Genomic DNA, 18,847 nt, shown 5'->3' with positions numbered 1-18,847 from the left:
TCACTCCGCGGCGGTCGCACGAGGTTGCAGATTGGCGCGAGCGTCGTAGCGCGCCACGCGCGACAGCAAATAGTCGACTTCTGCCTTTGCGGCCCCGCTGATGCCGGAGGCCGGCTTGCGTTGTGCGCTGGAGGCGATCGCGCCGCGCTTCTGCAGCACGTATTTGCGCACGGCGAGCCCTGCCCCCGGCTGCTGCTCGTAACGCACCAGCGGCAGATGCGCGTCGAACAGATCATGGGCGGCGTCGCGCTTGCCGGCCTGCGACAGCTTGACGACGTCGACCAGCATTTCCGGGAAGGCGTAACCGGTCATGGCGCCGTCGGCGCCGCGTTCCATCTCGAAGTCGAGGAACAGGCCGCCATTGCCGCACAGGATCGACAAAGGCCGCAGCGAGCCGTCCTTCTGGAAGCCGCGCAAGCCTGAGATCTTCTCGAGGCCCGGCCAATCCTCGTGCTTCAGCATCACGCAGGACGGGCTGTCCATGACGATCTTGCGGATCACCGCTGGCGTGAACTGGACGCTCAGCGTCAGCGGATAATCCTGCAGCACCCACGGAATATCAGTGCCGATCGCCTCCTGGGCCTGCTTGAAATAGCCGGTGATCTGATCATCGGTGCGCAGGCTCGGCGGCGGCGCGATCATCACGCCGGCAGCGCCGGCATCCATCGACTTCAGCGCCAGCGAGCGCATGGTCGCAAAACCCGGCGCGGACACGCCGACGATGATCTGCAGGTTCTTGGCGCGCTTGGCAAAGCGCACCGCGACCTGCTCGGATTCAGCGGCGTCCAGCTTCGGCGCCTCGCCCATGATGCCCAGCACGGTGATGCCGTCGCAGCCGGCCTCGGCATAGAAATCGACCAGCCGGTCGATCGAGGCCTCGTCGATGCGGCCGTCATCATGGAACGGGGTCGGCGCAATCGCGAAGGTGCCCTTGGCAGCGGCGGTGAGTTTCATCGTTCTATCTCCACTTGCTCCGTCATTCCAGAGCGCCCGCAGGGCGAACCCGGAATCCATACTCACGATGGTGGTTATGGATTCCGGGCTTGCGACGTCGCCGCGCCCCGGAATGACAACCTCAATACATCAAAACCGCCGCGCGGACTTCGTTATGTCGGCCTCCGAAAAGAATATCTCCCCTGCATGGGCGGCGATGTCCTCAGGCCTCCAGGCCGACGATGGCGGCTTCCAGCCCTCCATCTCCATCATGCGCATCTCCCGCACGCCGCGCGCCCCGGAGACGCCGAGCACCTTGCCGGTCTGGTCACCCGAGAGGTCGCTGACCATGTAGAGCACGGCCGGCGCGATGCCCTCGGGCGTCAGCGCCGCACCCGGATTCTCCTTGTAGCGCGGCAGGTCCGCAGTCATCCGGGTCAGCGCGCCCGGCGCCAGGGTCCACACCCGGATGTTGTACTTGCTGCCCTCGATCGCCAGCACGTTGGACAGGCCCCAGATACCACCCTTGGCCGCGCCGTAATTGGACTGGCCGAAATTGCCGATCAGGCCCGAAGTCGACGAGGTGTTGACGATGACGCCGCCGCCGTTCTCGCGCATCCAGCGGAACACCGGCAAGGTGCAGCAGAAGGTGCCCTTGAGGTGGACCTGGATGACCTTGTCCCAATCGGCCTCATTAGATTTGGCAAAGGTCTGGTCGCGCAGGATGCCGGCATTGTTGACCAGGATGTCGGCGCGGCCGAAATGGCGGATGGCGTCGGCGAACACCGACTGCCCGCCGGCCATGGTCGAGATGTCGGCGGCGTTGGCGACTGCGCGGCCGCCCTCGGCAGTGATCGCCGCAACCACCTGCTCGGCCATCGACAGGTCGGAGCCGGAGCCGTCGCGCGGGCCGCCGCGATCGTTGACCACGACCGCCGCGCCCTCGCGCGCGAACAATTTTGCATAGGCCTCACCGAGCCCACCGCCCGCGCCCGTGATCAGCGCCACCTTGCCGTCGAGCAGTCCCATAGGTCCCTCCGCGGTGTTGTTTGTCTTTCTCCATCATGGCCGGGCTTGTCCCGGCCATCCACGTCTTTCCTTTTGAGGCACCCGCGTGGATGCCCGGGTCAAGCCCGGGCATGACAACAACAAACAGGTGTGCCCCACACAGCAAACATCAACCCAGCACCGTCTTGCCATTCTTGATCACGGTGACGTTGCGCGACTTCACGCGCGCCTCGAACGAGATCACATCGCCGTCCTTCCACAGATCGACCGTCACGGTCTCGCCGGGAAACACCGGCGAGGAGAATCGTGCGGCGTGCTGGCGGAAGGCTGACGCATCGTAGTCGGCATAGGTCTGCAGCACGGCGCGGCAGGTGAGGCCGTAGGTGCACATGCCGTGAAGGATCGGCCGCGGAAAACCGGCGCGGCGCGCGAATTCGGGGTCCGAGTGCAACGGATTGCGGTCGCCGCACAGGCGGTAGATCAGCGCCTGGTCCGGCCGCGAGGAAATATCGACGCTGCGGTCGGGCGCGCGCGACGGCACCGGATGCGGCTCGGGAATGCCGCCGGATAGACCGCCGAAGCCACCGTCCCCGCGGGCGAAGCGCGAGGCAACGAGCGTCGCGAGCGGCGCACCGCCCTCGTCGCGCAGGACCGTCTGATGCCGGATCACGGCGCCCTTGTCCTTGCCCTTGTCGGACACCGCGAGCACGGAGGAGTCGGCGGTGATCTTCGCCGCGGTCGCCAGCGGCTTGTGAAAGGTGATGTCGCGCTCGCCGTCGACGACAAGCACGCGGTTGAGCTTCATGTCGCCGGGACCCGCGCCCCATGCGGCGACGGACGCGAAGGTCGGCACCACCTTCAGCGGCCGCGGCTCGGCGGTGGCCTCGTTGACGAAGGCGAGCTCTCTTTCGTCCATCGGATCGGCGCCCATGCCGATGCCGTAGGCATACAGCATCACCTCGCGATCGCCATAGCCATAGGGCTGCCCGATCGCCTTCATCGCCATCAGCTCATCGTAGTTGATCGGCATGTCGCCTCCCTAGAACTCATTCCTTGTAGGGTGGGCAAAGCGAAGCGTGCCCACCATTTTTCTCGCAACGACCACGGTGGGCACGGCTCTCCGCGCCTTTGCCCACCCTGCGCACTCGTCGTTGGGCACACAGCTCGATCTCCAATCGTCATTGCGAGCGAAGCGACTTGTCCGCCATAGCCCGAAGGGCGACGGCGGAAGCAATCCAGGGCCTCGCAAGACACTCCGGATTGCTTCGTCGCTTCGCTCCTCGCAATGACGCGCGGTGACAGCATTTGTGCCCAACTACACCGGCGTGAAGAACGGCAGTGGCGCGCCGTCCGTCGGCTTGAACACCACCTTCACCTTCTGGCCGATCTTCAACGCGTCGAAGTCGCAATCGACGAAATTGGTCTGCAGCGACGGGCCCTCCTTCAAGGTCACGTAGCCGATCGCATAAGGCCCGGTCGGCGACTTCCGCATGATCGAGAACGTGTAGATCTCGCCCTCGCCCGCGCTCTGCTCCCACACCGTCTGGTCGGAGAAGCAGAACGGGCAGATCGAGCGCGGGAAGTAATGCGCCTCGCCGCACGCCGTGCAGCGCTTGATCATGAACCTGCCTTCCGTGGCGGCATCCCAGAACGCCTTGGTCTCGGGATTGGTGACGGGGGCCGGCAGCTTCTTCGGTTCAGACATCACACGCGCTCCAGAATGCAGGTCGAGGCGGCGTGGCGCACGCCGAGTAGTCCGCCGGTACCATGGGCGATGGCGAGATCGCAGTTTGGCACCTGCACCTTGGGATGGGCCTGCCCGCGCAGCTGGCGCACGGCCTCGATCACCTTGGTCATGCCGCCGCGGTTGACCGGATGGTTGCTGCAGAGTCCGCCGCCATCGGTGTTGAACGGCAGCTTGCCGACGCCGGAGATGAGATTGCCGTCGGCGACGAACTTGCCGCCCTCGCCTTTCCTGCAGAAGCCGAGGTCCTCGAGCTGCATCAACACCGTGATGGTGAAGCTGTCATAGATCGAGGCGTATTTGATATCCTTGGGCGTGATCCCCGCTTCTTCGAAGGCGCGCGGGCCCGACCACACGCCGGCGGAATAGGTGAGATCGAGATCCTTGCCGCCGCGCGGCCCCTTCATCGCCTCGCCATGACCGATCAGCCGCACCAACGGCTTCTTCAGGCTCTTGGCAATCTCCGGCGTCGTCACGATCAGCGCGCCGCCGCCGTCGGTGACGACACAGCAATCCATGCGATGCAAGGGATCGGAGATCATCGGCGAGTTGATGACGTCTTCGACCGTGACGACCTCCTTCAGCATCGCGTGCGGATTGTACTGCGCGTGATGCGAGGCCGCGACTTTGATCCAGGCGAGTTGCTCCGACGTGGTGCCGTAATCGTGCATGTGGCGCATCGCGCACATGCCGTAGGCGTTGTGCGTGGTGGCGCCATAGGCCATCTCGAAATCGGCCTCGGCGCCGGCGGCGCGCGGCGGCATCGGGCCGGTGCGCGGCTTGCCGGCCAGGGTGATCAGCGCAATCGAGCATTTGCCCGCGGCGATTGCCTCGGCCGCGTGGCCGACATGGATGAGATAGGAGCAGCCGCCGGTCTCGGTGGAATCGATGTGGCGCACCTTGAGGCCGAGATAGTCGACCATCGGCCACGCCCCACCCGGCGCATCGCCGGCGCAGAAATAGCCATCGACGTCTTTCGCGCTCAGTCCGGCATCCTCCAGCGCACCCTTCGCGACCTCGGCATGCAACTGCGCGGTCGATTTGTCGGGTGCATGCCGGGTCGGATGCTCATAGATCCCGGCAATGTAGGCCTTGCCCTTGATGGTCAATTCCGTCTCCGCTTGTCGTCGTTTCGTCCCAGGTGTTGGAGATTTTTTGGACCGTTGCAGGAGGCTTGGCAAGCGATGAAAATATTCCGTGGGGTGGAGATGACCTGCAATGTAGCCACATCGTTCAACGTTGCACGCGATAGCGCCCTGCTGTCATCGCCCGGCTTGACCGGGCGATCCAGTATTCCAGAGACCGTAGCGATTGAACCGAGACGCCGCGGCGTACTGGATCGCCCGGTCAAGCCGGGCGATGACATCCGAGTGGGTGGTCGGCATCTCTCGCACGCGCCCAAGTCACACGATCGCGATCCCGCGACAACTTCTGCCCGGGTCATGCTCGTCTCGTTCACCCTCATCAAATCGGAGGGCGCAGGGAAGGCCAGGCGTCGGCTGACGCCTGCGGCCCGCCTGCGAAAAAAATGCAGGCGGCAGGTACCACAGGTGCAGCCGGAAACACCCGGCCTTCCCTGCGCGATGGGTTTACGGCTGCTTCGCGATCTCCCCGGTGCGCCGGGCTTGTTGGCCACCGTCATCCACGTGATGCATCAGCACCAGCGCGAACTTGACCTCAGCTTCGGGAGGCCAGGACCACGCGACTTGACCGTCCGCAAGCGATCGTTCGTCCGCGCCCTCGCAAGAGGACGCTGCGATCTCTCGCGGCCACCGCCTCCCGCCTCCCGTGTCGTGACGATCGCGCGCAACGCCCCTTCGAGTGAGGCGGGATGCGTGCAATAAAGCATGATTTCTGATATTCGTAAAGTGAAATCTGCCCGACGGGCAGTTTGTGCGGCATGACACGAAGCGATCGTGCGTCGTAGTATTGGGGCTCCTCACGCCTCTCAAGACCGGCCGGCATGCAGCACGAGTCGGTGAGACCGCCGAACGACCTCGCGACCAGTACGGAGTACGATTTGAACCTCGGGTCGAACAGCGAAGCGAATATGGATCTCGTCATCGAGCGCCTCCAGCGGTTCGAACGCGCGAATGGCCACGATACGGCGTTGCGGCAGTTCATGACCTTTGCAGTCGAATTCCTGAACTCCATGATCATGGCCCTACCTCCTACCGTGCCGCCGTTGTTCTCAATCGCTTGCGGCGATCGGACGACGCTCGTGAATTCGGCCGAGCTTGACGATGCGCGCAGCCGTTGCTGGCAAGCGATCGATGCACTCGATGACCCGCGCGACTTCCAGGACAAGACCAACTGCGCCTATCGCGCCGTTCTGTGTTGCCTCATGCGCGAGCCACCTCGTCTCGACCTGTCCGAGACAAGCTATTGGTTCCTGTCGTTCTGCGAGGTGATCGAAGACCATTCCGATCTGCTCCCTGATCTGACGGCGAAGCATTTTCCAACATGCGGCGGTGAAAGCGCTCGCTGAAACACGGCGTCGAGCCATTGTAAGCACGATCGTGGTCACGGGTCGGCGCGCGCAACGGAACGAAGCGCGTGACCGGCCGTTGCCCCTGCGCTGCATCATTTCTCGGATCCTCCGGGTTTCGTGCACGCCTTCCATGAGGCAGATGATGACCGCAACCCGGACCGCAGCGCGCGCGCTCGCCGCCTCAACGCCCAACCGCCCGACCAGCCTGACACCGTCCCTCGAGCCCGTGGCGCGACGCGGCCGGTCGTTGGCGAAGACGCATCCTTTTCTTCTGGCGGCAGCGGCGGCCACGGCCGTCCTGACCATCACGGCGCTCGTCAATCGCCGGCTCGCCAAGTCTGCCGAGCGGGCCAATCCCCCTGCCGGCCAGTTCATGGACGTCGACGGCGTCCGCCTGCACTATGTCGAACGCGGCACGGGCGTGCCGCTGGTGCTGCTGCATGGCAACGGCAGCATGATCCAGGACTTCGCCTCCAGCGGCCTGATCGATCTGGCTGCGCAGAACTACCGTGTGATCGCGTTCGACCGGCCCGGCTTCGGTCACAGCGACCGGCCGCGCAACGTCGTCTGGACGCCGACGGCGCAGGCCGGGCTGATCAAGAGCGCACTCGATCGCCTGGGCGTATCGGAGGCCTTCGTGCTGGGCCACTCCTGGGGAGCGTCAGTTGCCGTCGCGCTCGCTCTCGAACATCCGGCCATGGTCAAGGGCATGGTGCTCGCCTCCGGCTATTATTATCCGACTTTCCGGTCCGACGTGGTGGCCGGATCGGCTCCCGCAATTCCATTGGTGGGTGATATTCTGCGCTACACGATCTCACCCTTGATCAGCCGGATGATGTGGCCGCTGCTGATGGCCAAGCTGTTCGGCCCGCGGTCGGTGCCGGCGAAGTTTGCCGGCTTCCCCAAGGAAATGGCGGTTCGCCCGTCGCAGATCCGCGCCTCTGCCGCGGAAGCCGCGCTCATGATTCCCGATGCTTTCCGCTTCAGGAGAGCGTACAGTGAGCTGAAGATGCCCGTCGTGATCGTTGCCGGCGATCAGGATCGCCTGATCGACATCAATGCGCAGTCCAGACGGCTTCATAACGACGTCAGCCAGAGCACCTTTCACCGCGTGCGCGGCGCCGGCCACATGGTGCATCAGACCTCGACTGAGGCCATCATGTCCTCGATCGACGAAGTTGCCGCCGCGGCGTAGTCGAAGTGCAGACTTGGCTGTCGCTGCGGGATCGCGGGATCCGCAGCTTGCAGAGCGGCGACGAATTGGGGGATCGAACTCATGCCGGCCGAGGACGCGTGCATGCCGATCTGGCACGAAAAGCATCTGCGCGCTGCCACCAAAGCTGCCGGCGTCGCCTTGTGGTCGTGGAATGTCGACACCGACGCGATCACGATGGACGAGCGCGCCTATGAGCTGTGGGAGGTGCCCAAGACCAACGGCAGGATCACATTCGAAGTGCTGTCCCGGAACATTCACCCGGCCGACCTCGAGCGGGTGAGATCGGCGTTTTCGGCGACGCGGGCGATCGTCGGCGCGTATGAGATCGATTTTCGCATTCTCGCGGATGGCGAGATCCGCTGGATTTCCGCCCGCGGCCAAGGCGACGATGCCGACATCGCCGAGCGGCTGATGTTCGGCATCTTCCTCGACGTGACCCAGCGCAAGCAGGCCGAAGAAGCCAACGAGCTGCTGGCGGGCGAGATGAGCCATCGGGTCAAGAACCTGCTGACGATCGCGACCGCGCTGACGCAGATGACGTCGCGGACGGCGGCGACGAAGGAGGACATGGCCCACGAGCTCGCCAGCCGGCTGATCGCGCTGGGCCGAGCCCAGGACCTGATACGTCCGCGCCCGGGCCGGACGAATGAAGCAGCCCTGCTCGGCGATCTCGTCTCCGTGCTGCTTGCCCCCTACGACGAGAAAGGCGCCAGCGTCCGCATACGTGTGTCGGTGCCGAAGATGAATGTCGGAGAGCGCTCCAGCACGACATTGGCGCTGGTCATCCACGAGCTCGCAACCAACTCGGCGAAATACGGCTCGCTGTCGGTTTCGAGCGGCACGTTGGACGTGTCAAGCAACGCGCATGACGACGAAGTCGTGATCATGTGGACCGAGCGCGGTGGGCCGCCGAAATCGGCCGATTCCCCCGAAGGCTTCGGCAGCAAACTGATCCATCGCAGCATGAACGCCCAGCTCGGCGGCACCATCGCGTACGACTGGTCCGACGAAGGCCTGGCCGTGACGCTGCGCATGAGCCGGGAGCGGATGGCGAATTGACGCGCCGGAGGAGAAAGCTGGGAGCGAGGCGAGTCTGATGTACCCGTCACCGATCACACCGGATTGATCAAGAGGCGGGTATCGCCGATCAGGGCGAGGTCGTCATTGCGAGCGAAGCGAAGCAATCCAGAATCCCTCCGCGGAGGCAGCCTGGATTGCTTCGCTTCGCTCGCAATGACGGGGCTAGGTGATAAAGCGATCGCGTGATGGTGGGCACGGCGATCGCGCGCCTTTGCCCACCCTACGGCACGTCGCCTGGAGTGCCTACTCCGCCGCCATCTGCCGTGGCGCCGGCGGCGGGCTGGCGAGGTCGGCGGCGAGTTGCGCATAGCGCACTTTCGCGTCGTTCACCGCCTTCTCCTTGACGGGGCCGTAGCCGCGGATCTGGTCGGGCAGCGACAGCAGCTCGACGGCGATCTCGACATTGGCCGGCGACAACAAGCTCAGCACCGTCGCGACGTCCTTCTCGTAGCCGGCGATCAGGTCGCGCTCCATCTTGCGCTCGGCCGCATAGCCGAAGATGTCGAGCGGCGTGCCGCGCAGGCCCTTAAGCTTCGCCAGCAGCCGGAACACCTTCATCATGCCGGGACCGAAGCTGCGCTTCTTCGGCCTCCCTTGCGGATCGCGGCTGGAATTCAGGATCGGCGGCGCCAGGTTGAAGCTGATCTTGTAGTCGCCCTCGAAGGCGTCGTGGATCTGCTTCTCGAAGGTGCCGTCGGCGAACAGCCGTGCCACCTCGTACTCGTCCTTGTAGGCCAGCAGTTTGGCGTAGTTGATGGCAACCGCGCGGGGCAGTGCCTCGCCATAACCGCCCTTGTCGGCGGCCTCGCGGACCTGATCGACCAGCTTGCCGTAGCGCTTGGCGAGGCGCGCGTTCTGGTAGGCGGTGAGGAACGCCGAGCGGTGGGCGACGATCTCGTCGAGCGACATCGCATCGAGCGATTTCGGCGGCACGGTCTCGTCCTGGCCTGACATCATCGCGGCAACGCGCTCCGGATTGACCACCACCAGGCGGCCGAGCCGGAACGCCTCGGTGTTCATCTTGACCGCGACGCCGTTGATTGCGATCGCCTTCTCGATCGCCTCCGCCGAGAGCGGCAGCAGGCCCTTCTGATAGGCGTAGCCCATCATCATCATGTTGGTGGCGATGGAATCGCCGAGCAGCGCTTCGGCCGGCTTGGTGAAGTCGAAGAAGGTGGAGTCCTTGCGCAGCGCGGTTTCCAGCAGGCTCGTCACCTTGCGGTTCTGGAAGTTGAAGTCGCGGTTGAGCACGAAATCGGCGGTCGGAATCAGATGGCTGTTGATGACGCCATGGGTCCGCTCGCTGTCGCACAGCGTGATCGTCTCCTTGGCGCCGGCCACGACCTCGTCGGCCGCGATCACCAGATCAGCGGTGCCGGTCACGATGCGCGAGCAGGTCACATCCGCCGTGTTCTCGGACAGGCGGACGTGGCTGAGCACGGCGCCGCCCTTCTGCGCGAGGCCGGACATGTCGAGGATCATCGAGGCCCTGCCCTCGATATGGGCGGCCATGCCGAGCAGCGCGCCGATCGTCAGCACGCCGGTGCCGCCGACGCCGCCGACCGCGATGTTGTAGGGCCGCGCCAGCGACGGCTTGGTGAGCGGCTCCGGCATCACGCCGATGTCGCCGAGCTCGGCCGGCGCACGGCTGCGCGGCTTGCCGCCGTCGACCGTGACGAAGGACGGGCAGAAGCCCTTCACGCAGGAATAGTCCTTGTTGCAGGAGGACTGGTTGATGACGCGCTTGCGGCCGAGCTCGGTCTCCAGCGGCTCGACCGAGATGCAGTTCGACTGCACCGAGCAGTCGCCGCAGCCTTCGCAGACGGCCGGGTTGATGAAGACGCGGCGCTGCGGATCCTCCATCGTGCCGCGCTTGCGGCGGCGGCGCTTCTCGGCGGCGCAGGTCTGCACGAACACGATCGCCGACGCGCCCTTGGTCTCGCGCAGCGTCTTCATGACGTTGTCGAGCTCGTCGCGATGCGCCAGCTTGACGCCGGGCGCGATGCTGTCGGCCGGATAGGAGTCCGGATTTTCCGAGACCAAATAGATCTCGCGGATGCCCTCGGCGTGCAGCTGGAAGGTGATCTGCTGCGGCGACAGATCGCCGTCATGGCGCTGGCCGCCGGTCATCGCGACCGCGTCGTTGTAGAGGATCTTGTAGGTGATGTTGGCCTTGGAGGCGATCGACTGGCGGATCGCGAGGCTGCCGGAATGGAAATAGGTGCCGTCGCCGAGATTGGCAAAGATGTGCTTCTCATCGGTGAACGGCGCGATGCCGACCCACGGTACGCCCTCGCCGCCCATATGCGTGAAGGTCTCGGTATTGCGGTTCATCCACAGCGACATGAAGTGGCAGCCGATGCCGGCCAGCGCGCGGCTGCCCTCGGGCACCTTGGTCGAGGTGTTGTGCGGACAGCCCGAGCAGAAATACGGCGTGCGCGCCACCGGCGACACCAGCTGCATCTGCGAGGCGTCGCGGCCGTTGAACCAGTCGGCCTTGGCGCGCAGCATCGCCTTGATCTCGGGATTGAGGTCGAGGCGGAGAAGTCGCTCGGTGAGGGAGCTCGCGAGCGAGGCGACCGACAGCTCGGTGGCGAAGGGCAGGAAGCGCTTGTCGTGGTCGTCCATCTTGCCGACGATGCGCGGGCGGACGTCGTCGCGCCAGTTGAACAGCTCCTGCTTGACCTGGTTCTCGACGATCTCGCGGCGCTCTTCGATGATGAAGATCTCCTCGAGGCCGACCGCGAACTGGCGCACGCCTTCCGGCTCCAGCGGCCAGGGCATGCCGATCTTGTAGAGCCTGAGGCCAATCTTGGCGGCGACCTCCTCGGTAATCCCCAGCTCGCGCAGCGCCTGGCGGATGTCCTCGTAGCTCTTGCCGGACGCCATGATGCCGTAGCGGGCGTTCGGCGAATCCATCGTGATGCGGTTGACCCGGTTGGCGCGGGCAAAGGCGATCGCGGCAAAGCCCTTGTAGTCCTGCAGCCGGCGGTCCTGCTCGAAGCGGTCGTCGGGCCAGCGCAGATTGAGGCCGCCCGGCGGCATCTCGAAATCGGAGGGGATGACGAACGGCGTCATCTCGTCGTTGAGGTTGATCTCGGCGGTGGTCTCCACCGTCTCCGTGATCACCTTCATGCCGACCCAGCAGCCGGAATAGCGCGACATCGCGATGCCGAGCAGGCCCATCTCGATCATCTCGTGGATCGAGGACGGATAGAGATAGGGCATCAGCGCCGACATGAAGGCGTGGTCGGACTGATGCGGCACGGTCGAGGATTTGGCGCCGTGGTCGTCGCCTGCCAGACAGAGCACGCCGCCGTTCTTGGCCGAGCCGGCGGCATTGCCGTGGCGGAACACGTCACCGCAGCGGTCGACGCCGGGACCCTTGCCGTACCAGATGCCGACGACACCGTCGTACTTGCCGCCGGGCGACAATGCGAGCTGCTGCGAGCCCCAGACCGCGGTCGCCGCGAGGTCCTCGTTCACGCCGGGCTGGAATTTGATGTTGTACTGCTCGAGATGCTTGCGGGCCGAGAACAGCTGCTGGTCGTAGCCGCCGAGCGGCGATCCGCGATAGCCGGAGATGAAGCCCGCGGTGTTGAGGCCCGCGGCGCGGTCGCGCCGGATCTGGGCCATCGGCAGCCGCACCAGCGCCTGGATGCCGGTCAGGAAGATGTGGCCGGAGCTTGCGGTGTACTTCTGGTCGAGATTGATCTCGCTCTCGTTGATGCCCATTCCGCCCTCTTGCCGTGCTTTATCGGGGTGCGCGTGCGCCCGCCCGCCGGCGGAAGCACGCGTTCTGGCAATTATCTATGTCTGCTTTTGAAGATTGCGCATCACAAATCTCGCGCGCGCAGGGCAGCCCCCCGAAATCGCAATTTCATGGCGGCAGCCGGCGGGCGCTTTTGCGGTTTGTGTCGAAAACGACGGCCGCCGCGAAATGGCATGATGTCCGCCATGGCTTCTGCCCGCCCGGCTGACGGCTACTGAACCCTTGCGGCCGGCGCGAATCCGGCATCAGACGCGTTGTGCAGTGCGATGCGCTCAACCCCGCTCCTCGCCGGTGAAGACGAAGCGCGGCATATTCCACTTGTAACGGATGGCGAGCAGCCGGAACGACAGCCCGAGCGCGAAGGTCAGCGCTGTCCACAATTCGCTGCCCAGGCCGAGCAAGGGGCCGCTCGCATAGATCAGGCCGGTCAGGAGCGACACGCTGGCGTAGAGCTCGGCACGAAACAGCAGCGGCACGTCGTTGCAGAGGATGTCGCGCAGCACGCCCCCGGCGCAGCCCGTGATCATCCCGGCGACGATGACGATCCCGAACGGCACATTCATCTGCCCGGCGATGTCACAGCCCGTCATCGTGAACACGACCAGGCCAACGGCATCGAGGACCAGGAATGCCGTCGTCAGCCTGTGAACCCAGCGCGCCATCGCGATGGTGACGAACGGCGCCAGCACGGTGAGCAGCAGGTAAGACGGACGCTCGACCCAGGCCAGCGGATAGTGACCGAGCAAGACGTCGCGCAGGGTGCCGCCGCCAAGCGCCGTGATCGCGCCGAGCAGGCAGACGCCCATCCAGTCCATGCTGCGGCGTCCGGCCGCAAGTGCCGCGGTCATGGCCTGCGCCGCCAACGCCACCCACGACAACAGATGCAACACGCTGTCACCCGGCGGCAGGTTCCACATGAGGAGAGCTCCAGAAGTTCCAACGAGACCGAGAATCGCAATGCTCGCGAGGAACCTTAGCGCGCCGTGCAGCGGTACAGATGGGGATTTGCAAAGGTTTCGCGGAACGGCCCGGAGCTACCCTGGTTGTCAGGTGACAATCACGAGGAGGATGAGATGGCCAACGAACGGCTTCCCAACGAACGTTATCCCGACGGCATGAACCGTCCCGACATGTCCACACGTCCCGACATCACTGGGGCCGGAATGACGGGCACGGACTATGAGCGCACGCCGCCAGTGGACAGCCGGCTGCAGCCCGAAATCGAGCCGACGAACGCCCCGAGCTCGACCGGCCGCATCGCCGCCTATGCCCTGGGCATCGCGCTCCTGCTCGGCGCCGTGTTCTACGGGCTGAACAACATGTCGATGCGTAACGACAATGCGAGTACCACGCCGGCCTCGCAATCCGCCTCGACCACCAAAGATAACACCTCGACCGGCTCGCCCGGCGTAACGACCGGCGCCGCAGGAGATCGCACCACGCCGCCGCCGGCGGCCCCGAGCGGCAAGCCCAACGCCGTCAAGTAATCTCGCGGACGGCAATCAGCAGTCCCACTCCTGGGCGGCGGGTGAGCAATCATCCGCCGCCCTTTCTTTGGCTGTCGTCCAACAATAACGCGAAGCGCGCGAGGGCCGCCATGGAACCATAGCCGCGCGAACCGATTGGCTCATTGACACTCTCACCCCAGGAGATACGCAATGAAAGCTCTCTCGATAGCTCTCGTGGCCGTAGCAAGCACGCTGGCCGTGACCGCCGCTTCGGCGGCGCCGATCTCTCCCGCAGCCTCGGCGGTCCCGCAACGAGACATCCAGAACGTCCGGATGGTCTGTAACGAGGACGGCCGCTGTTGGCGCGAGCGCAGCGAGCGCCGCGTCATCATTCAAGGCGAAGACCGCGATTCCTACGCGTACGCTCCGCGCGAGCGCTATATCGAGCGGCGCGGCTATGAAGACCGCGGCGGCATCGGCTTCCGTGCCCCGGGCGTGAGCGTCGGCATCGGAACCGACCGCTACTAAGCGCTCGGACCTGGTCAGATGGAAAGGCCGCGGCAATGTCCGCGGCCTTTCTGCATTCAAGGGGCTGATCTCACCCGAAGATCTTGTTCAGTTCGCCGCCGGGATAGCCGTTGGCCAACTCGCTGAAGGTGCCCTGCTCGGCCATTTCCTTGGCTGCCCGCATGAAACCCGCCCATGCCATCCGCGCCAGCGAACCGCCGACGCTGATGCGGCGCACGCCGAGCTCCGTGGCCTGGCTCAGCGAGAGACCGGACGCACCGATCAGCAGGTTGACCGGCTTCGGCGCGACGGCTTTGACCACGGCCGTGATCTCCTCGATCGACTTGATCCCGGGCGCGTAGAGACAATCCGCACCGGCGTCGGCATAGGCTGCGAGGCGGTCGGTCACGAGATTGAGGTCGGGCTTGCCCCAGAGAAACGCCTCGCAGCGGCCGGTCAGCAGCACGTCGCCGCCGCTCGCATCGATCGCATGGCGCGCAGCGCGGATACGCGCGATGGCAAGTTCGCGTTCATAGAGCGGATCAGCCTTGTCGCCCGTTGAGTCCTCGATCGACAGACCGGCGACGCCGGTCGCGACCGCGCGCGTGACGTTGGCCGCCACGCCCTCCGGCGCATCCGCGAAGCCGCCTTCGAAATCGGCATTCAAGGGAATATCGACGGCGGCGCTGAGCGCCGTCAGATGGGCGAGCACCTCATCCAGTTCGACCTTGGTGTCTGCCTTGCCGACCGACCAGGCGAAGCCGGCGCTGGTCGAGGCGATCGCCTTGAAGCCTGCATGCTGCAGCATCTTCGCCGTGCCGACGTCGAACGGATTCGGCAGCACGAAGCAGCCGGCTTCGTGCAACTTGCGAAAGGCCGCGCGCTTGTCCGCAATCGTCACCGTCATGTCATCCTCCCATGCGTTCGTGGTTGCCTCAGCATAGGGCCGCAATCATTGCGCCGCCACGACGTTACGCAAAAATGTTCGCTCTTCGCCCAGGATGAGCTTGTGTTCCTCGGCCAGCGCGAAGTTCGCCCGGCCCTCGGCATCGCCGCGCAGGATCGCGCGATAACGCTCGTAAGCGGCAAGACTGTCGAAGGAAATCAGGCCGTAGGCGACGTCGTTGGTGCCTTCGTGGGGCATGAAATAGCCGATCAGGTCGCCGCCACAGCGCGGAATGATCGACAGCCAGCGCTTGGCGTAGGCTTCGAACACGTCGCGCTGATGCGGATCGATGCGATAGCGGATGAAGACGGTGATGGTCATGACAGCCTCGGGTTGTTTCGACATCCTCGACACTATCCGCTTGCCCGGCGAGAATGCTTCGTCTAGCATCGAAGTATGAAATCTGGCCCAGACATCGCGATGGTCGCCGCGCTGGTCGGCGATCCCGCCCGCGCCAACATGCTGACCGCCCTGCTCTCGGGCCGTGCGCTGACCGCGACCGAGCTCGCGCAGGAGGCCGGCGTGACGCCGCAGACCGCAAGCTCGCACCTTTCCAAGCTCGAAGGCGGCGGCCTGGTCGAGCCGGAGAAGCAGGGCCGTCACCGCTACTACCGGCTCGCCGATCCCGATGTCGCCGACGTGCTGGAGAAGCTCGCCGGACTCGCGGCGCGCGCCGGCCACATGCGGGTGCGCACCGGGCCGAAGGAGCCGGAGCTGCGCCGCGCGCGCATCTGCTACGACCACCTCGCCGGTGATCTCGGCGTGCAGATGCTTGACAGCATGGTCAGCCAGAAGCTGGTCCGCCGGCGCAAGCAGGAGATCGTGCTCACCCAGGACGGCGAGCACTTCCTGGCGCGGCACCTGCGGATTTCGCCGGAAATGCTGGCGCATCCCCGCCGTCCGGTCTGCAAGGCCTGTCTCGACTGGAGCGCGCGGCGGCACCATCTCGCCGGCACGCTGGGCGCGACCTTGATGAAGCGCTTCACCGAGCTGAAATGGGCGGCGCGCGATGCCACGCCAGGCAGCCGCGTGGTGAATTTCAGCCGCGCCGGCGAGAAGCATTTCGCCGCGCTGTTCGGGCCGGCGGGCGACTGACGATCACGCGCTCTTTATCGCAGCGGCGCTCTGCTGCCTTGCGCCCCAAGCGAACGCGGGGCACGGCGTGACGGTTGACGATATCTCATCACCGTCCGTCGTGGAGTCTTCATGTCCCGTTTCGCTGCCGCCCTCTGTGCCGCCCTGCTCGCTTTCGCGCCGATTGTCGCTCCGGCGACGGAGGCGCCGCGCGAGCCCTATGGCATCAATCTCGAGGGTTTTGCCTATCCCTATCCGGTCAGCCTGCTGCCCCTGGTCAATGACGGCGAGCAGCTGCGCATGGCCTATATGGATGTCGCGCCGACGCAGCCGAACGGCCGCACTGTGCTGCTGCTGCACGGCCGCAACTTTCCGTCGAGCTACTGGGCGCCTGTGATCAAGACACTCACCGACGCCGGCTTCCGCGTCGTGGTGCCCGATCAGATCGGCTTCGGCAAATCATCCAAGCCCACGGGCGAGCTGCATTTCGACACGCTGGCGCGCAACACGATGGCGCTGCTCGATCACCTCGGCATCGCCAAGGCGGAGATCGTTGCGCATTCGATGGGCGGCATGCTCGCCGTGCGCATCGCCCGCGCCTACCCCGATCGCATCGCCCATCTCGTGCTGACCGCTCCGATCGGGCTCGAGGACTACAGGCTCTACGTGCCGCCGATCCCGTCCGAGAAGATCATGGAGAGCGAGGAGCGGCTCACCGCGGACGGCTATCGGAAGCAGCTGGAGACCAACTACGCGCTGAAACTGCCGCCCGACCAGGTCACGCCCTTCATCGATGCGCGCTTCAACCTCAAGGGCAGCGCCGACTATTCGCGCTGGCTGAAGAGCTTCGTCAGCTCCTATCAGATGATCTATCGCGAGCCGGTGGTGCACGAGATTCCGCTGCTGACGCAGCCGACGCTGTTCATCATGGGCGCCGACGATCACAACGCGCCGGGACGGCCGAACGCGCCGGAGGCCGTGAGGGCGAAGATGGGCCAGAATGCCGAGCTGGCGACGAGCCTCGCCAGCCGAATGCGCGAGGCGCGCGCCGAGGTGATCGCCAATGCGGGCCACCTCGTCTTCCTCGACGCGCCGGACAAATACAACGCGCTGCTGCTGGGCTTCCTCGGCAGGTAAGTCAAACGAACAGGAGCGGCAGGGATCGCGCGGCGCCGATCCCTGCCGTCTGTGTCAAACTCACCAGCCTGAAAGAGTGCTTTGCCGCAAGGTGGCCGTGCCGACGTCACCAGTAGTGACGGCGATGCCAATGCCGATGCCAGTGGCGATGATGGTGACGCCAGCCCCAATGGCGGCGGCGCCAGCCCCAGTGGTGGCCGTGGCCGTGATGATGCCCGTGATGCCCCCACCGCACCTGCTCCGGGGCGAGCCGATCGGCCTCGTCCTGCGAGGTGACCACGCGATCGACCGGCTGATCTGCAGCCGAAGGCGCCGCTTCGGTCAGCGGCGACGGCGAGAGTGGAGCAGCGATCGAATCGGTGGTGCGGAGCACCGCACCTGCCGCCGCCGCACAGCCAAGCCCCAATGCGAGCTTGAGGAAATTCCGTCGTTCCATCGGACGCCTCCATGATCAACGAGCCAGCGCATGGAGGGAGTATTCGGCCGATCACCTGAACGTGAGCTGAACCGGGCGCGGCACCGTGATGGCGCAGTGTCGCTTTTGTCGTTGTCGGTGCACGGCGAGCTCAGCCATCGACCGTCTGCACCAGCACGAAGCTCTCGCGCGTCCGCGTCATGTCAGGCCAATCGCGGTTGAAATCCGCGATCAGCCGCTTCGTCTCGTCGCCGCCGACCGCGCGCTCCCTCGCGGCGACATCGTCGAACTGATACACCGCCTAGCTGGAATCCGCCGCTCAGCGAAAGCCTGCGGCCAGACCGACGACCTGGCCGTCGAGCCCGTTGAAGCCATGGTGGCCGCGTGCCTGACAGGGATCTCCCTCTTCCGCGCCACCCGACAGCCACTTCACGCGCGCGCGGCCGCCCGACCATTTGATGAACGGATCGACGCCCGCCGGCAGCGTGAATTTGCAGCCGTCACTGGTGTGGTGAATGACGAGCGTGCGCGGCAGGGCCGACGACGAGCCGAGGATCGACATCACGTTCGACGAGCTGCCGGATTCCGGGCTGAGGAAGCCCGAGGTCAACACCAGCGCATCCGGCCGGGCGCCGCGCGCGATCCCCTCGGCGGCACGCAGCGTGCCGCGGCTGGTGCCGATCACCGTCACCGGCCGCCTGATCGCGGCCATGTAATCGACCGCCGCCTTCAGGTCGGTGTTGGCGTCCGCCACCATCACCGCGAGCCCGCGCGCGGCATAGGCGTTACGCGTGCGCACCAGCTGGTTGCCGAGCAGGCCGTGAATGTCGCCGCGATCGCCGACATTGATGGCGCCGTCGCCGCCCGGCAGCAGGATCACGCTGGCGCGTACGGCCTTCGGCCTGATCAGCGCCACGCGCGAGCCGCCGACCGTCACGGTCTCATCGGCAAAGGCGGCTTGGGCTGCGACAGCCGACACCATCAAGGCCAGACAGATGCGCATCACTACGCGACACGACCATTTCGCCGGTCTGATCATTAGTCCCTCCCCGCGCCGACTCGTGCGACGCTGGGAG

At 65.4% G+C, this 18,847-nt stretch carries 19 protein-coding genes; 7 read left to right on the top strand and 12 right to left on the bottom strand.

Annotation, left to right across the window (positions count from 1 at the left end):
- The 5 genes from S58_RS15030 to S58_RS15010 all read right to left on the bottom strand — a co-directional run bounded on the left by S58_RS15030 (window position 1) and on the right by S58_RS15010 (window position 4,794).
- Window positions 1-954: a dihydrodipicolinate synthase family protein gene (locus S58_RS15030; protein WP_015666188.1), complete on the bottom strand. Its 954-nt coding sequence runs from the start codon at window positions 952-954 to the stop codon at window positions 1-3.
- Between the two features lie 129 nt (window positions 955-1,083).
- Entirely contained in the window at window positions 1,084-1,962 is an 879-nt protein-coding gene (locus S58_RS15025; RefSeq protein WP_015666187.1) for an SDR family oxidoreductase, read from the bottom strand.
- A 148-nt stretch (window positions 1,963-2,110) separates the two neighbouring features.
- The gene (locus S58_RS15020) at window positions 2,111-2,971 is read right to left on the bottom strand and encodes a MaoC family dehydratase (RefSeq protein WP_015666186.1); all 861 of its coding nucleotides are present in this window, start codon (window positions 2,969-2,971) and stop codon (window positions 2,111-2,113) included.
- Window positions 2,972-3,256: 285 nt separating this feature from the next.
- On the bottom strand, window positions 3,257-3,646 hold the full coding sequence (locus tag S58_RS15015) for a Zn-ribbon domain-containing OB-fold protein (protein WP_015666185.1): 390 nt from the start codon (window positions 3,644-3,646) through the stop codon (window positions 3,257-3,259).
- Window positions 3,646-4,794 (bottom strand): thiolase domain-containing protein, encoded by a 1,149-nt coding sequence (locus S58_RS15010; protein ID WP_015666184.1) that lies wholly within the window; start codon window positions 4,792-4,794, stop codon window positions 3,646-3,648. Before S58_RS15010 ends, S58_RS15015 begins: the two co-directional genes overlap by 1 nt.
- An 854-nt stretch (window positions 4,795-5,648) precedes the next feature.
- Between S58_RS15010 and S58_RS15005 the strand changes: the two genes are divergently transcribed.
- The 3 genes from S58_RS15005 to S58_RS14995 all read left to right on the top strand — a co-directional run bounded on the left by S58_RS15005 (window position 5,649) and on the right by S58_RS14995 (window position 8,451).
- Window positions 5,649-6,173: a hypothetical protein gene (locus S58_RS15005; RefSeq protein ID WP_015666183.1), complete on the top strand. Its 525-nt coding sequence runs from the start codon at window positions 5,649-5,651 to the stop codon at window positions 6,171-6,173.
- Between the two features lie 145 nt (window positions 6,174-6,318).
- Complete coding sequence (locus S58_RS15000; RefSeq protein ID WP_015666182.1) at window positions 6,319-7,371, top strand: alpha/beta fold hydrolase; 1,053 nt, start codon at window positions 6,319-6,321, stop codon at window positions 7,369-7,371.
- 102 nt (window positions 7,372-7,473) lie between these two features.
- Window positions 7,474-8,451, top strand: a complete 978-nt coding sequence (locus S58_RS14995) for a sensor histidine kinase (RefSeq protein WP_015666181.1) — start codon at window positions 7,474-7,476, stop codon at window positions 8,449-8,451.
- A 264-nt stretch (window positions 8,452-8,715) separates the two neighbouring features.
- Here the strand turns inward: S58_RS14995 and S58_RS14990 are convergent, their stop codons facing one another.
- Window positions 8,716-12,207, bottom strand: a complete 3,492-nt coding sequence (locus S58_RS14990) for an indolepyruvate ferredoxin oxidoreductase family protein (protein WP_015666180.1) — start codon at window positions 12,205-12,207, stop codon at window positions 8,716-8,718.
- A gap of 309 nt (window positions 12,208-12,516) precedes the next feature.
- Window positions 12,517-13,161, bottom strand: a complete 645-nt coding sequence (locus S58_RS14985) for a trimeric intracellular cation channel family protein (protein WP_015666179.1) — start codon at window positions 13,159-13,161, stop codon at window positions 12,517-12,519.
- Between the two features lie 156 nt (window positions 13,162-13,317).
- Between S58_RS14985 and S58_RS14980 the strand changes: the two genes are divergently transcribed.
- Both S58_RS14980 and S58_RS14975 read left to right on the top strand, forming a co-directional pair.
- On the top strand, window positions 13,318-13,731 hold the full coding sequence (locus S58_RS14980; protein WP_015666178.1) for a hypothetical protein: 414 nt from the start codon (window positions 13,318-13,320) through the stop codon (window positions 13,729-13,731).
- A 171-nt stretch (window positions 13,732-13,902) separates the two neighbouring features.
- On the top strand, window positions 13,903-14,220 hold the full coding sequence (locus S58_RS14975) for a hypothetical protein (protein WP_015666177.1): 318 nt from the start codon (window positions 13,903-13,905) through the stop codon (window positions 14,218-14,220).
- Between the two features lie 70 nt (window positions 14,221-14,290).
- Here the strand turns inward: S58_RS14975 and S58_RS14970 are convergent, their stop codons facing one another.
- Both S58_RS14970 and S58_RS14965 read right to left on the bottom strand, forming a co-directional pair.
- The gene (locus tag S58_RS14970) at window positions 14,291-15,106 is read right to left on the bottom strand and encodes an isocitrate lyase/PEP mutase family protein (RefSeq protein WP_015666176.1); all 816 of its coding nucleotides are present in this window, start codon (window positions 15,104-15,106) and stop codon (window positions 14,291-14,293) included.
- Between the two features lie 45 nt (window positions 15,107-15,151).
- The gene (locus S58_RS14965; protein ID WP_015666175.1) at window positions 15,152-15,466 is read right to left on the bottom strand and encodes an NIPSNAP family protein; all 315 of its coding nucleotides are present in this window, start codon (window positions 15,464-15,466) and stop codon (window positions 15,152-15,154) included.
- Between the two features lie 75 nt (window positions 15,467-15,541).
- On the opposite strand from S58_RS14965, the gene S58_RS14960 reads away from it, so the two are divergent.
- Complete coding sequence (locus S58_RS14960) at window positions 15,542-16,240, top strand: ArsR/SmtB family transcription factor (protein ID WP_244440770.1); 699 nt, start codon at window positions 15,542-15,544, stop codon at window positions 16,238-16,240.
- A gap of 111 nt (window positions 16,241-16,351) precedes the next feature.
- Window positions 16,352-17,356: an alpha/beta fold hydrolase gene (locus tag S58_RS14955; RefSeq protein WP_015666173.1), complete on the top strand. Its 1,005-nt coding sequence runs from the start codon at window positions 16,352-16,354 to the stop codon at window positions 17,354-17,356.
- Between the two features lie 106 nt (window positions 17,357-17,462).
- Here the strand turns inward: S58_RS14955 and S58_RS14950 are convergent, their stop codons facing one another.
- From S58_RS14950 to S58_RS14945, 3 genes are all read right to left on the bottom strand, one after another.
- Window positions 17,463-17,792 (bottom strand): twin-arginine translocation signal domain-containing protein, encoded by a 330-nt coding sequence (locus S58_RS14950; RefSeq protein ID WP_015666172.1) that lies wholly within the window; start codon window positions 17,790-17,792, stop codon window positions 17,463-17,465.
- 130 nt (window positions 17,793-17,922) lie between these two features.
- A complete protein-coding gene (locus S58_RS38410; protein ID WP_015666171.1) occupies window positions 17,923-18,069 on the bottom strand; it encodes a hypothetical protein in 147 nt (48 codons plus the stop codon).
- 21 nt (window positions 18,070-18,090) lie between these two features.
- Entirely contained in the window at window positions 18,091-18,810 is a 720-nt protein-coding gene (locus tag S58_RS14945) for an alpha/beta hydrolase (protein ID WP_042339513.1), read from the bottom strand.
- Between the last annotated feature and the right edge of the window lie 37 nt (window positions 18,811-18,847).

Source organism: Bradyrhizobium oligotrophicum S58, assembly GCF_000344805.1.
Lineage (GTDB): Bacteria > Pseudomonadota > Alphaproteobacteria > Rhizobiales > Xanthobacteraceae > Bradyrhizobium > Bradyrhizobium oligotrophicum.
This window is presented reverse-complemented; position numbering and strand designations above follow the sequence as displayed.

Excerpts from the sequence above, each read along its gene's own strand:
- S58_RS15030 (WP_015666188.1), bottom strand. The coding sequence starts at position 954 with ATGAAACTCACCGCCGCTGCCAAGGGCACCTTCGCGATTGCGCCGACC.
- S58_RS15025 (WP_015666187.1), bottom strand. The coding sequence starts at position 1,962 with ATGGGACTGCTCGACGGCAAGGTGGCGCTGATCACGGGCGCGGGCGGT.
- S58_RS15020 (WP_015666186.1), bottom strand. The coding sequence starts at position 2,971 with ATGCCGATCAACTACGATGAGCTGATGGCGATGAAGGCGATCGGGCAG.
- S58_RS15015 (WP_015666185.1), bottom strand. The coding sequence starts at position 3,646 with ATGTCTGAACCGAAGAAGCTGCCGGCCCCCGTCACCAATCCCGAGACC.
- S58_RS15005 (WP_015666183.1), top strand. The coding sequence starts at position 5,649 with ATGCAGCACGAGTCGGTGAGACCGCCGAACGACCTCGCGACCAGTACG.
- S58_RS15000 (WP_015666182.1), top strand. The coding sequence starts at position 6,319 with ATGACCGCAACCCGGACCGCAGCGCGCGCGCTCGCCGCCTCAACGCCC.
- S58_RS14995 (WP_015666181.1), top strand. The coding sequence starts at position 7,474 with ATGCCGATCTGGCACGAAAAGCATCTGCGCGCTGCCACCAAAGCTGCC.
- S58_RS14990 (WP_015666180.1), bottom strand. The coding sequence starts at position 12,207 with ATGGGCATCAACGAGAGCGAGATCAATCTCGACCAGAAGTACACCGCA.
- S58_RS14985 (WP_015666179.1), bottom strand. The coding sequence starts at position 13,161 with ATGTGGAACCTGCCGCCGGGTGACAGCGTGTTGCATCTGTTGTCGTGG.
- S58_RS14980 (WP_015666178.1), top strand. The coding sequence starts at position 13,318 with ATGGCCAACGAACGGCTTCCCAACGAACGTTATCCCGACGGCATGAAC.
- S58_RS14975 (WP_015666177.1), top strand. The coding sequence starts at position 13,903 with ATGAAAGCTCTCTCGATAGCTCTCGTGGCCGTAGCAAGCACGCTGGCC.
- S58_RS14970 (WP_015666176.1), bottom strand. The coding sequence starts at position 15,106 with ATGACGGTGACGATTGCGGACAAGCGCGCGGCCTTTCGCAAGTTGCAC.
- S58_RS14965 (WP_015666175.1), bottom strand. The coding sequence starts at position 15,466 with ATGACCATCACCGTCTTCATCCGCTATCGCATCGATCCGCATCAGCGC.
- S58_RS14960 (WP_244440770.1), top strand. The coding sequence starts at position 15,542 with ATGAAATCTGGCCCAGACATCGCGATGGTCGCCGCGCTGGTCGGCGAT.
- S58_RS14955 (WP_015666173.1), top strand. The coding sequence starts at position 16,352 with ATGTCCCGTTTCGCTGCCGCCCTCTGTGCCGCCCTGCTCGCTTTCGCG.
- S58_RS14950 (WP_015666172.1), bottom strand. The coding sequence starts at position 17,792 with ATGGAACGACGGAATTTCCTCAAGCTCGCATTGGGGCTTGGCTGTGCG.
- S58_RS14945 (WP_042339513.1), bottom strand. The coding sequence starts at position 18,810 with ATGATCAGACCGGCGAAATGGTCGTGTCGCGTAGTGATGCGCATCTGT.